General features: G+C 61.8%; 8 protein-coding genes and 2 pseudogenes. 8 read left to right on the forward strand and 2 right to left on the reverse strand.

Going from position 1 to position 13,342, the window contains the following annotated elements; all coding sequences use genetic code 11:
- Positions 1 to 85 precede the first annotated feature (85 nt).
- The 8 genes and pseudogenes from oxlT (at position 86) to LPB73_RS14555 (ending at position 8,696) form a co-directional block, all read left to right on the forward strand.
- Positions 86 to 1,396, forward strand: coding sequence for an oxalate/formate MFS antiporter (gene oxlT, locus LPB73_RS14520; RefSeq protein WP_231080967.1), 1,311 nt, complete (start codon positions 86 to 88; stop codon positions 1,394 to 1,396).
- A gap of 272 nt (positions 1,397 to 1,668) precedes the next feature.
- The gene (locus LPB73_RS14525; RefSeq protein ID WP_231080968.1) at positions 1,669 to 2,100 is read left to right on the forward strand and encodes a CBS domain-containing protein; all 432 of its coding nucleotides are present in this window, start codon (positions 1,669 to 1,671) and stop codon (positions 2,098 to 2,100) included.
- Between the two features lie 112 nt (positions 2,101 to 2,212).
- Positions 2,213 to 2,518, forward strand: a pseudogene (locus tag LPB73_RS14530) (2-dehydropantoate 2-reductase N-terminal domain-containing protein); the annotation flags it as partial.
- Positions 2,517 to 2,660, forward strand: a pseudogene (locus LPB73_RS14535) (fumarylacetoacetate hydrolase family protein); the annotation flags it as partial. The pseudogenes LPB73_RS14530 and LPB73_RS14535, both read left to right, overlap by 2 nt.
- Positions 2,661 to 2,811: 151 nt before the next feature.
- The gene (locus LPB73_RS14540) at positions 2,812 to 3,807 is read left to right on the forward strand and encodes an NAD(P)H-dependent flavin oxidoreductase (RefSeq protein WP_231080970.1); all 996 of its coding nucleotides are present in this window, start codon (positions 2,812 to 2,814) and stop codon (positions 3,805 to 3,807) included.
- Positions 3,808 to 3,827: 20 nt separating this feature from the next.
- Positions 3,828 to 4,796, forward strand: a complete 969-nt coding sequence (locus LPB73_RS14545) for a zinc-binding dehydrogenase (RefSeq protein ID WP_231080971.1) — start codon at positions 3,828 to 3,830, stop codon at positions 4,794 to 4,796.
- A 244-nt stretch (positions 4,797 to 5,040) separates the two neighbouring features.
- Positions 5,041 to 7,365, forward strand: a complete 2,325-nt coding sequence (locus LPB73_RS14550) for a PAS domain-containing sensor histidine kinase (protein WP_231080972.1) — start codon at positions 5,041 to 5,043, stop codon at positions 7,363 to 7,365.
- A 362-nt stretch (positions 7,366 to 7,727) separates the two neighbouring features.
- Positions 7,728 to 8,696 carry a Bug family tripartite tricarboxylate transporter substrate binding protein gene (locus LPB73_RS14555; RefSeq protein WP_231080973.1) on the forward strand — a complete coding sequence of 323 codons (969 nt, stop codon included), beginning with the start codon at positions 7,728 to 7,730 and terminating at the stop codon, positions 8,694 to 8,696.
- Positions 8,697 to 8,783: 87 nt separating this feature from the next.
- On the opposite strand, the gene LPB73_RS14560 is transcribed toward LPB73_RS14555, so the two are convergent.
- Together LPB73_RS14560 and LPB73_RS14565 are read right to left on the reverse strand one after the other, a co-directional pair.
- A complete protein-coding gene (locus LPB73_RS14560) occupies positions 8,784 to 11,747 on the reverse strand; it encodes a bifunctional [glutamine synthetase] adenylyltransferase/[glutamine synthetase]-adenylyl-L-tyrosine phosphorylase (RefSeq protein WP_231080974.1) in 2,964 nt (987 codons plus the stop codon).
- Positions 11,744 to 13,204 (reverse strand): sensor histidine kinase, encoded by a 1,461-nt coding sequence (locus LPB73_RS14565; RefSeq protein WP_231080975.1) that lies wholly within the window; start codon positions 13,202 to 13,204, stop codon positions 11,744 to 11,746. Before LPB73_RS14565 ends, LPB73_RS14560 begins: the two co-directional genes overlap by 4 nt.
- Between the last annotated feature and the right edge of the window lie 138 nt (positions 13,205 to 13,342).

The following is a 13,342-nucleotide window of genomic DNA, read 5'->3' on the forward strand; positions in this document are numbered from 1 at the left end:
CCGACCAAGCGACGCCTGCGGCAATACGCCACAACCTTAGCGACACCACGCCGCAAGGGAAAAAGCGCGCATTGGAGGAAACACGATGGCTCATCCAGACTTCACCACCGCGTCCAACCCACCCGGCAGCTTCCGCTGGATCCAACTCGTAATGGGCATCGTCTGCATGGCGATGATCGCCAATCTGCAATACGGATGGACGCTGTTCGTCGATCCGATCGACGCCAAGTATCACTGGGGTCGCGCCGCGATCCAGCTCGCCTTCACGCTGTTCGTCGTCGTCGAAACCTGGCTGGTGCCGGTCGAAGCGTGGTTCGTCGACAAATACGGTCCCCGCGTCGTCATCATGTTCGGCGGAGCCATGATCAGCCTCGCCTGGGTGCTGAATTCCTATGCGGACTCACTGGTGATGCTTTACGCCGGCGCCGTCGTCGGCGGCATCGGCGCCGGTTCAGTCTACGGCACCTGCGTCGGCAACGCGCTGAAGTGGTTTCCCGATCGCCGCGGCCTCGCTGCCGGCGCCACAGCTGCAGGCTTCGGCGCCGGCGCTGCGATCACCGTCGTGCCGATCGCGCATATGATTGCCGAGAGCGGCTATCAACATGCGTTCTTCACCTTCGGCATTGGCCAGGGCGTGATCGTGTTCATGCTCGCCTTCTTCATGCGTCCGCCTGGGCAGGCCGTGCCGGTAACGAGGAAACAACTCAATCTGCCGCAGACAAAGACGGATTTCACGCCGCCGCAAGTCCTGCGCAGCCCGATCTTCTGGGTCATGTATCTGGTCTTCGTGATGGTCGCCGCCGGTGGCTTGATGACCGCAGCGCAGATCGCGCCCATCGCGCATGACTACAATATTGCGAATTCTCCGGTGACATTAGCCGGCTTCCAGATGGCAGCACTGACCTTCGCCATCTCGCTCGATCGCATCTTTGACGGGTTCGGCCGCCCGCTCTTCGGTTGGTTGTCGGATCAGATCGGTCGTGAACACACCATGTTCATCGCCTTCGGCACGGCCGCGCTGATGCTGCTGACACTATCGGCCTATGGCCACAACCCACTCGTCTTCGTGCTAGCGACGGCGGTCTATTTCGGCGTGTTCGGTGAGATCTACAGTCTGTTTCCGGCGACGTCAGGCGATACGTTCGGTGCCAAATATGCCGCGACGAATAACGGCATGCTCTATACCGCGAAGGGCACGGCGGCGTTGTTGGTACCACTCGCGAGCCTGATTGCAGCCAGCTATGGATGGCAGGCCGTGTTTGTGATCGCCGTTGCACTCAATGCCACGGCTGCGTTGCTCGCTTTGTTCGTTATCAAGCCGATGCGGCGCGCATTCATTCTGGGAAGCGAACCTGTGATGACAGAAGCGGCACCGCAGAGCGCCAAAACCGCCTGATCGATCGGGCTATGCCGAGAAGGGGCGCGCGCGAGTGCGCCCCTTCTTTCATGCCCAACTGGCATGCCAGACCTCCAACTGGATTCGCCGGTGCGATAGAAGCACGTCGAAAAACACACGCCACGCAGCAATAAACGTCAGAAATACTGACTTTCTTTCTTGACCACCGGGCTTCGATATTCTCGTTTCCGCGTTGACAACTGGCATACCGTATACCAATCTTGCGCCTACAAGATCGATCCTCAGCCGATCAGCCAAGGGAGGTTATTGCCATGCAAGTCGGAGATATCCTGCGTAGGAAGAGCACCCGTATCGCGACTGTCCGCATGAACGAGACCGTCGCCATCGCGGCGCAGTTACTCCGGACGGGCAATATCAGCGCACTGGTCGTGAAGGACGTGTGCCGCACCGAGGGCAACACCGCTGTCGGCATGTTCTCGGAACGCGACGTGGTGCGCGCGATCGCCGAACACGGCGCCGCCGGCGTCAATCGCAAGGTCTCGGATATGATCTCGGTCCAGGAATTGATTTCCTGCCACTCGACCGACACGCTCGAACATGTGCGACACCTGATGAACAAGCATCACATTCGGCACGTCCCGGTCATCGACGATCACACGCTGATCGGCGTGATCAGCATCCGCGACATCAGCAGGGCGCTCGATCATGAGGATACACCGCAAGCGCATGCAGCGGTCGCCTGAGGCCTAGCCTCAAGCTCACTTCGCGTTTCATACCGGGATCGACACGGACCGCCAGCGGTCCGTGATGCCAGTTCTTTTGCCTTGTCCGCGCCCGTTGCCTTGGTGACATTTCATGAAGATCTGCATCTACGGCGCCGACGCCATCGGCGGCTATCTCGGCGTTCAGCTCGCGCGGGCTGGCGCCGATGTCAGCCTTGTCGCGCGCGGCGCGCATCTTGCGGCGATGCGCGCAAATGGACTGAAGCTGCTGATAGCAGGAGAAGAACACGTCGTGCATATCCCCTGCACCGACGATCCAGCAGAACTCGGCGAGCAGGATTATGTCATCATTTTCCTGAAGGCCCATTCGATCACCGGTGTGATCGAACAGATGCAGCCGCTGCTCGGACCAAGGACACGCATTGTCACCGCGATGAATCTCCCACGACATGACCCTGCTGCCGGGCGATCTGATCTGCTGCGGCACCCCTGTCGGCGTCGGCGTGATGAAGGAGCCTGTCAACACCGTAACCATCGCGATCGAAGGTATCGGCGAGCTACATAACGAATTCCACCAATAGGAATTAGGCACTCGCCCCGCCAAATCCGCATGGCGCACCGCCGGCTGTCCGATGGACATTCACCCGGTGCGACGGCATCCTCCGCCCCCCAAAGATCAACAAGCCTCATCGGGCCCACCCGATGCGCCTGCGAGGGAACAGAGGACCAATCATGATCAAGACGCGCTTCACCGAGCTCGTGGGTGTCGAACACCCGATCGTCCAGGGCGGCATGCAGTGGGTCGGCCGCGCCGAGCTCGTCGCCGCAGTTGCCAATGCCGGCGCGCTCGGCCTGATCACCGCACTGACCCAGCCGACGCCGGAAGACCTCACCAAGGAAATCGCGCGCTGCCGCGACATGACCGACAAGCCGTTCGGCGTAAATCTCACGATCCTGCCGACCATTAAGCCACCGCCTTATGCGGAATATCGCCAGGCCATCATCGAGGCCGGGATCAAGGTGGTCGAGACTGCCGGCAACAAGCCGCAGGAACACGTCACCGAATTTAAGAAGCACGGCATCAAGGTCATTCATAAATGCACCAGCGTGCGCCACGGCCTCTCCGCCGAGCGGATGGGCGTCGATGCGATCTCCATCGACGGCTTCGAATGCGCCGGTCATCCCGGCGAGGACGACACCCCCGGCCTGATCCTGATCCCGGCCGCAGCCGACAAGATCAGGATCCCGATGATCGCCTCGGGCGGCTTCGGCGATGGCCGCGGCCTTGTCGCCGCGCTCGCGCTTGGTGCCGAGGGCATCAATATGGGCACGCGCTTCATGTGCACCAAGGAAAGCCCGATCCATCAGCTGGTGAAGGAGCGCATCGTCGCCAATGACGAGTGCGAGACCGACCTGATCTTCCGCACCATGCGCAACACCTCGCGCGTCGCCAGGAACGCGGTGAGCAAACAGGTCGTCGCCATGGAGAAGGAAGGCGCCACTTTCGAGCAGATCAAGGAACTTGTCGCCGGCGCCCGCGGCAAGCTGGTCTATTCGCACGGCGATGCCGAAGATGGCATCTGGTCGGCCGGCCAGGTCCAGGGCCTGATCCACGACATCCCGAGCTGCCAGGAACTCGTGTCGCGCATCATGCATGATGCCGAGACGATTATCCGCGCACGCTTCGAAGCCATGCTTGGTGGCGGCCAGCGCCAGGCCGCTGAATAGACGGAACGGAAAGCAGAGCCATGAAAGCTTATGTCTACGGCGCCAATGGCGCTGCGATCGGTGATGCCCCGAAGCCCTCGCCCACCGGCACGCAGGTGCTGGTCAAGGTGAAGGCCTGCGGCCTCAACCGCGCCGACCTCGGCATGACCAAAGGCCATGTCCACGGTGCTGCCGGCGGCGTCGGCACGGTGCTGGGAATGGAGTGGGCGGGCGAGATCGCCGAACTCGGCCCGGAGGCCAAGGGCGTCAAGGTCGGGGATCGCGTGATGGGTTCCGGCGGTGCGGCCTTTGCCGAATTCGCCGTCACGGATCACGGCCGGCTGTTCCACATGCCAGCCAGCATGAGCTTCGAGGATGCCTGCACCCTGCCCGTCGCCATCACCACGATGCACAATGCGCTGGTGACGAATGGCGGACTGCAGCCCGGCCAATCCGTCCTGATCCAGGGCGCCAGCTCCGGCGTCGGCCTGATGGCGCTGCAGATCGCCAAGCTCAAGGGCGCAAAGACGGTGATCGGTTCATCCACCGACGCCGCACGTCGCGCCCGACTAAAGGACTTCGGCGCCGACCTCGCCATCGATTCGAAAGATGCCGGCTGGGTCGATCAGGTGCTCAAAGCCACGGACGGCGACGGCGTCGATCTGATCGTCGACCAGATCTCGGGCCCCGTCGCCAACCAGAATATGAAAGCCACGAAGGTGATGGGCCGCATCGTCAATGTCGGCCGCCTCGGCGGCACGCATGGCGATTTCAATTTCGATCTCCATGCCGCACGCCGCATCAACTATATCGGCGTGACCTTCCGCACGCGATCGATGCAGGAGATTCGCGACATCTTCAGCGCGGTGCGTGCGGACATCTGGCCCGCTATCGAAGCCGGCCAACTGAAACTGCCGATCGACAAGGTCTACACATTCGACGACATCGGAACGGCGTTCGACCACATGGAAGCCAACAAGCATCTCGGCAAGATCGTGGTCACGTTGTAACGTGCGTTCTGCGAGTCATTGATTTCAACGCCGCGCGTGATTCTCATGCGCGGCGTTCCTGTTTCGGACTCATGCAAGTACCGAACAGTGATGAAATTCTCCGGTGGATACGATTTATTTCACGTTAACGTTTCGTTGACTCTCGACAGCCCTGGCAAAGTGGATTCTTATTGGTCTTGCGATTCGAAGTGGCGGGGCAGTTGTTTCGAGCGACGCGGGCGAGATTCTTCGAGGGGGCTTAGGTATGGCGCGTGCGCATGCGGACAACGCATGCGTCCAATCCGATTCGATCAAAGGATTGGCGCAGTCTATCGCGAAACCGGCCTATCACAGGCTGCTGATCGCAGAGCCGGCACTTCGCCGAGCTGTCCCTACACTCATCATCGCTTTTCTCATCACGATCTTCTTCGGCGCCTTCGTGCTGGTGGTCGATCAGAGCCGGCAGAAGCAGGCATCGATGAAGCGCGATCTCGCGGCGCTCGCCGATCTGCTCGCCGAACGTCTCGAACGCAACGGCACCATCCGTCAGGATCGCTCTGCCGCCGTCGAGCGCCTGCAGAGCCTGCTGCCCAGTTTGATTCCATCCTGGGGGATCGCGGGGGGACGCCACGTCATCGTGCTGGGCGCCGATCAAAGCATTCTCGCGCGCGTGCCGATCGACCTGCCGCCGGGCGACGCCAACCGTATCCTCGACGTCCTCAGTGCGACACAGGCCATGGCTGCGCAGGGTCAGCGCACTGACGTTGTCGATGTGAAGTTGCCCGACAACAGCCATGCATTGGCCACCCGTCGCATCGTCAAGGCGCTGCCGGGTCAGGTGGTCGTCATTCAGGAGAACAACGAGCCGATCTGGCGCTCGGACTCCGCACTGTCGATCACGCTCTCGGCCACCACCGGCTTCGTGGTGCTGATCCTCGGTTTCGCCTTCCACTGGCAATCGACCCGCGCCCGCGAAGGCGACGCGATCAACGACGCCGTACGCGGCCGCATCGACACCGCCCTCAATCGCGGCCGCTGCGGATTGTGGGACTGGGATCTGTCGCGCGGTCGCATCTTCTGGTCGCAGTCGATGTTCACCATGCTGGGCCTCGACAGCCGCAGCGACCTCCTGACCTTCGGCGAAGTCAACGCGCTGGTACAATCCGACGACATCAACCTGTTCGAGATCGCCGATCAATTGATTTCGTTCAAGATCGATCACATCGACCAGACCTTCCGCATGCAGCACAGCAACGGCCACTGGATCTGGCTGCAATTGCGCTGCGAACTCGCGCAGGGCCAGAACGATGGCAGCCAGCATCTGATCGGCATCGCCATCGACGTCACCGAACAGAAGAGCCTCGCCGAGAAGACCGTCGAGGCCGACGTCCGGCTGCGCGACGCCATCGAGACCATTCCCGAAGCCTTCGTGCTGTGGGACGCGGAAGATCGCCTGGTGCTCTGCAACTCGCATTTCCAGCGCCTGCACAAGCTGCCGGACTCGGCGGTGTCGCCCGGGACGTCCTACGAGACCGTGCTCGAAGTCGGCAGCATGCCCGAGGTCCGCTCGCGTCTCGCGGAATCCGGCGCTGCGGCGCCTGGCGCGCGTACCTTCGAAGCGCAGATCGAGGACGGCAGCTGGCTGCATATCAGCGAACGCCGCACCAAGGACGGCGGCTATGTTTCCGTCGGAACCGACATCACCCGCATCAAGGAGCACGAGCACAAGCTGGTCGACAACGATCTGCGCCTTCGCGCCAGCGTCATCGATCTCAAGCACTCCCAGGCTGCGCTGGAGAAACAGGCGCTCGAACTTGCGGACCTCGCGCAGAAATACTCCGACGAGAAGAACCGCGCCGAGGAAGCCAACCAGACCAAGTCGAAATTCCTGGCCAATATGAGCCACGAACTGCGCACGCCGCTGAATGCCATTATCGGCTTCTCGGAAATCATGGGCAGCGGCATGTTCGGCAATCTCGGCTCGGACAAATATGCCGAATACTGCCACGACATTCTCACCAGCGGTCACTATCTGCTCGAAGTCATCAATGACATTCTCGATATGTCGAAGATCGAGGCGGGTCGTATGCAGCTGGACCTCGAGCCGCTCGATCTCGGACAGACGCTGTCCGAAGCTCTGCGTGTCGTCTCCGGCCGCGCCGACGACAAGAATCTGACACTCAGTGCCGACATCGCGGCTGATGCACCGGTGGTGGCCGACCGCCGCGCCATCAAGCAGATCCTGGTCAATCTGCTCTCGAATGCCGTGAAGTTCACACCCGATGGCGGCCGTGTCACCGTGCGCAGCCGCGTGCTGCGCAACTCCGTCGCTCTGATGATCGCCGATAGTGGCATCGGCATCGCCCCGCAGTCGCTGAAGCGTCTGGGACGCCCGTTCGAGCAGGTCGAGAGCCAGCTCGCCAAGACCTATCACGGCTCGGGCCTCGGCCTCGCTATCGCCAAATCGCTGACCAACCTGCATGGCGGATCGATGAAGCTGCGCTCCAAGCTTGGCACCGGCACCGTGGTCTGCGTCACCATCCCGCTCCGCGGCAGACACAGGCCAGCGGAAATCTCCGAGGCCGCCTAGGCGTCGATGCTTACCGCTGACCCGGCCGAGCCAACGCCCATGGCATGATGCCCAAGCGTCAAATGGCCGCTTGGGAGGCCCCTGCCCATACCTATACTAAAGGTTGCAGGTCGCTATATTGGCGCGTCGGCACGGCCGGTCTGGACTGGGACCGCTGTTCTTTCCTGTGTGACCTGTCAATTTTCAAAGCGGCCATCTGCGAAGTATCTACCAACAAAACTCCAGCGGTTGCCGACTGAAGGGAGCTCCCGAACTCACGAACCACACTGCTCTTCAGCAGATGGATGAGCCGTCAAGACAAGAGCGACACGGAGATTGTCGCCTGTTCAATAAACAAAAGCATTCCAGTGGAGGAAACGACGATGAAACTGAGCCATCTCGCCGTGGCGGCATTCTGTCTGACAGTGCCAGGCATGGCAGTCGCGCAAGACTATCCCGCGAAATCCATCACGGTGATCGTGCCTTTCACTGCCGGCGGCGCCAGCGATACGACAGCGCGCATGACGACGCAGAAGATGCAGGAAAGCTTCGGGCAGTCCTTCATCATCGAGAACAAACCCGGCGCCAACGGCTCCATCGGCGCAACGCAACTCGCTCGCTCAAAGCCGGATGGCTACACTCTGATGGTGGGCTCGATCGGGGTCATCGCGATCAATCCGGTGCTTTACAAGGACCCGGGCTATCACCCGCTCCAGAATTTCGATCTGCTCAGTGTCGCTGTGCGCAATCCCAACGTGCTGATCACGCGCCCCGATTTCCCGGCCAATACCGTCCAGGAACTCATCGACTATCTCAAGAAGAATCCCGACAAAGTCACGTTCGCCTCATCGGGCGTGGGCTCGTCCGACCATCTGACGGCGGTGTTGTTTTGGCAGAAAACGGGGACCACCGGCATCCACACGCCCTACAAGGGTGGCTCGCAGGCCCATACGGACCTGATGGGCGGACATGTCGACGTCTCCTTCCAGAATCTCGGCGCAGTCGCCAACTACATCCGAGGCGGCAAGATGAAAATTCTGGCCGTTACCAGTGACGCGCGCTCTGATTCATTCCCGCAGACGCCAACGATGAAGGAAGTCGGCGTCGACGATCTCAATATCTATTCGTGGCAGGCCTTCGTCGCGCCCAAAGGCCTTCCGGCCGATGTGAAGACCAAGCTCGAAACATCGATCACCACCGCCCTCACCTCGCCCGATCTCAAGAAGCGGCTGACCGACAGCGGCTTCGAGGTCGTCGCCAATACGAGCGCGGAATTTCAGAGCTTCCTGGAAAAAGAACTCGCCCGCTGGAAGACGGTTGTCGAGATCGGCAAGGTCAAGCCGGAGCAATGATAGCGCCGCGCTCGTCTCGACCGGACGGTCGATGCAACTGATCTCCTGGAAATTGCGGCTCGCCGAGCTTGAATTTCCAGGAGGAGGCTAACTTGCGCCTTCCACAACCAGGCGGAACACCTGCCGCACGTCGGCTTGCATATCGCGCACCCGCGCTTGCAGCGAGGAGAAGTCGGGCTCGTTGCTCACGCGTGCGAGTATGCGCAACAGATCCGTGCCTGCCGTCTCCGGCTTGAACTTGTCGCTCACACACAGCCGCAGCACCTGCGTGAGGTCGTGATAGAGCCGCACCGCCGGACGCAGCACATCGGCGGCGGCTGGCGACAGAATGCCCAGCCGCGCCGCGTTCTCCAGCACCTGTTGCGTGCTGATGCTGAGGATCTCGGGCTTCTCTGCGGCATGTACCAGCTGCAGATACTGCGCGATGAATTCGATATCGACCATGCCACCCGCGGCATGTTTCAGGTCCCAGATATCGTCTTCGCCCTTCTCCTCGGCGATGGCCTGACGCATCTCGGCAACATCGTTGGCGATGATCGTGGTTTCACGCGGACGCGTCAGCACGTCGCGGATGACCAGTTCAATTTTCTCCCGGAACGCGGGCGTCGCCGAAATCACCCGCGCGCGCGTCAGTGCCATGTGCTCCCAGGTCCAGGCCTCGGTCTCCTGATATTCAGCGAAGGAATCTACGCGCGACGCCAGCGGTCCTGCACGGCCCGACGGGCGAAGCCGCATATCGACCTCGTAGAGCACGCCATAATTGGTGCGCGTGGTGAAGGCGCTGATCAGGCGCTGCGTCAGCCGCGCGAAATATTGCGCACCGTGCAGCGGGCGCGGTCCATCTGAGTCCGGCGCGTCGTGATCGAAGTCGTAAATCAAAATCAGATCGAGATCCGACGCCGCCGTCATCTCGCGGCTGCCGAGCTTGCCCATCGCGACGATTGCGGTCTCTTGATCCTTGATGCGGCCGTGCTGGGCGACGAACTGATCGAGCACCAGTCCATGCAGCGTATGCGCGATGCCTTCGGCGACGTCGGCGAAAGCGATGCCCGCCTGCTGCGCCGACACGGTGCCCGACAGAATGCGCGTGCCGATCAGGAACAGGCTCTCCTGCCCGAACAGCCTCAGACGATCGAGAAACTCTTCATAGGAATTGGCGTCTTCGAGGGTCGCCGCCAGCCGCGTCGACAATTCGCGCTGGTCCGGCATGGCGCCGAAGAAGCGCGGATCGATGAGGCCGTCCATGATCTGCGGTTGCCGCGCCAGCATGTCACCCAGACGCGGCGCCGCGCCGAGCACGAGCGCCACCAGCGCGACGAGATCGCGGTTCTGGCTGAGCAGCGAGATCAGCCGGCCGCCGCGCTGCAACGCCTGCAGGAAGCGATCGAACGCGACGACCGCAAGATCTGGCTCCTCGGCATCGGCCAGCCCGACGATCAGCGAAGGCACGAATTCCATGAATGCCTGCCGCGTGCCCTCATATTTGAGCGCGCGATAATCATCCGTCATCCAGTGCTGCACCGTCTCCGCCACCATGGCCGGCTTGCGGAAACCGAGCTTGGTGAAATGTTCGAGCAGTCGCTGATCCGTCGCGCCCGCTTTATAGTCGACCGCCGGAAGATGGACGTTATCGGTGGGGTCGCCCTCGAACAGGCGGCCATAATGCCCCTGCACGCAATTGAGATGCCCGAGCAAATCACTGGCGAAGGCTTCACGACTGTCATAGCCGAAGAAGCGCGCAAAGCGTTCCATGGCGCCGACGTCGTCGGGCAGCGAGTGAGTCTGTTCGTCGGCCACCATCTGCAGCCGATGCTCGACACTGCGCAGGAATTCATAGGCGAGCGTCAGTTCATCGCGCGCCTCGAAGGTGATCCAGTTGCTGGCAGCGAGAATATTCAGCGCCTCCAGCGTCGGCCGCACGCGCAATTCGGGATGGCGTCCGCCGGCAATCAACTGCTGGGTCTGGGCGAAGAACTCGATCTCGCGGATGCCACCACGCCCGACCTTGACATTGTGGCCCTCGACGGAGATTTCATTCTGCCCGCGAAACGTCTGCATCTGCCGTTTCATGTCATGGACATCGGCCAGCGCGGCGAAATCCAGATGCTTGCGCCAGACGAAAGGCGCGATCTCGGCCAGCAGCGCCTCGCCGGCCTTGAAATCGCCGGCGCAAGGAAACGCCTTGATCATTGCCGCGCGCTCCCATGTACGCCCCTCGCGCTCATAGTAATGCAGCGCCGACGCGGTCGAGACCGCTACCGGCGTCGAGGCGGGATCGGGTCGCAGCCGCAGATCGACGCGGAACACATAGCCGTCGCCGGTGCGCTGCTGCAGCAGCCGCGACACGCCCTGCGCGATGCGCACGAAGAATGAATTCGGCTCGATATCCTCGGCCAGCGTATGCGCTTCGAGATCGAAGAAAACGATGAGGTCTATGTCGCTGGAATAGTTCAGTTCGCCGGCGCCCATCTTGCCCATCGCCAGCACAATCAGGCCGCTGCCCTGCTCCGGATTCTCGGGATCCGGCGGCAGGATGCGCTTGCGTGCCATGTCCTGGCGCAGCAGATAACGCACCGTCGTCTGGACGGAGGACACAGCGAGATCGGTCAGCGCCCGCGTGACGCGCATCACCGGCCAGACGCCGCCGATGTCGCACAGCGCAATCAACAAGGCCGCTTCTGATTTCATGCGTCGCAGCAGATGCATGACATCGGGATCGCCACCGGCGGCAGCGACATTCGCCGAGGTCTCGGCGATCAGAGTGGTGAGATGGCGATCGGGATCGCAATGCAGCAGCCGCAATGCACGACCGGCATCGGCACGGATCAGATCGAACAGATAGGGCGAGGCCTCGGCAATGCCGAGCAGGATCGCCTTGACGTGCGGAAATTGGTCGGTGATCGCACGAAACGCGCCGGCATCGTCCGGCGCGATATCGGCGAGCCATTCGCCGAAGCGCTGCTCGGCATCGGCGGGGGCGAACAGCTGCGGTCCGCTGACGAATTGCGCGGCCAGCGGGAGCTGGCCCTCGCCTGTTGCGGCTGAGGTCATGCCGACTTCTGTGGCACATTCCCCGTTTGACCCGCAAGGCCTTCGGCGGCCACTGCCGGCAGCGCCAACGTGACCCGCAACCCTGGATGATTGTCGCCCAGCTGCAATTCACCGCCGTGCAGCGTGGCCACGGCAGATGCAAGACTGAGACCGAGGCCGGAACCGGGCAATGTGCGGCTCGCTTCCAGCCGCACGAAGCGCTCCACCGCATGTTTCCGATCGGCTTCGGGAATGCCTGGACCATGATCGGACACGCTGAGCAGCACCTGATCGCCATCGCGCCGCGCCTCGATCACGATGTCCTTGGCAGCCGCAGCGCCTGCGCTATCGGCATTCTCGTCCGTGATCGCAGGTTTGCCATATTTGATGGCGTTTTCGACGAGATTGGCGAGCGCCTGGCTGATCAGTTCGCGATTGCCGCGCAGCGGCGCAGCCGCGGTCTTGACGGTCAGCGTAAGATCGCTGTCTTCAGCAAGCGGTTCATAGAGCTCGTGGATGCCCTCGGCCACTTCAGCAGCGTCGAAATTGTCCATATTGCCGCGCGCCTGCCCTGATTCCGCACGTGCGATCATCAGCAGCGCATTGAAGGTCCGGATCAGGCCATCGGATTCCTCGATGGTGCGTTCCAGCGCCGCACGATATTCGGCCTCGTTGCTGGATCGCGCCAGCGCCTCCTCGGCCCGATTGCGCAGCCGCGTGAGCGGCGTCTTGAGGTCATGGGCGATATTGTCCGAGACTTCCTTCAGTCCTGTCATCAGCGCTTCAATGCGCTCCAGCATGGCGTTGAGATTTTCCGCGAGACGGTCGAGTTCGTCGCCGCTGCGTCCGACCGGCAGACGACCGGAGAGATCGCCCGCCATGATGCGCTGGGTGGTGCCGGTCATGGCGTCGATCCGCCGCAGCACGCGGCTGGCGACGAAGATGCCGCCGCCGAGTCCAAGGACAACGACGATCAACACCGACCACTTCGCGGCATCGCCGACGATGTCGAACAGGCGCCGACGTTCCTCGAGATCATGGCCGATCAGCAGCCGGAAGCCGCTGCTCAATTGCGTTACCTTCACCAGTGCGCGATGGTTGGACGAGTCGGGATCGTCGAGCCGGCGATAGGCGGTCTCGGACCAGCCCGTGGTCGCCATCACGCCGGGCGCCAGTGAGGACACATTGCCCGCGATGGATTGGCCCGCCGGTGTCGTGATCAGATAGAGGTTGGCGCCAGGACGCAGCGCCCGGTTCTCGATGGCGCCCACGATTCCCCGCAAGCCGCGCCGCCCGAACAGATCGCTCAGCTCGGTCATTTCGTCATCGACCGTGGTCGTGATCTGATCGTTGATCAGCCGGTGTGTATTCCAGGCGAAATAGCCGAGCAGCGATGCTGCAAACAGCGCGAACAGCAGCAGATAGGCCAACGTCAACCGGAAGGCCGTCGTGCGAAACAGTTTACCGATAGCCGTCACGGGTCACGCTCGGGACGTGCGGAAATGGAAGGTTCTGGAAGTCATGCCCTGTTCTAGCAGGCGCAAGCTGTAACAAACAGGGCGTGAATATGAGATGTTGGTAATGTCGCCGTGCTGTGGGAATTTTATCTTTCAGCC

Source organism: Tardiphaga sp. 37S4, assembly GCF_021044645.1.
In the GTDB taxonomy this organism is placed as follows: Bacteria; Pseudomonadota; Alphaproteobacteria; order Rhizobiales; family Xanthobacteraceae; genus Tardiphaga; species Tardiphaga robiniae.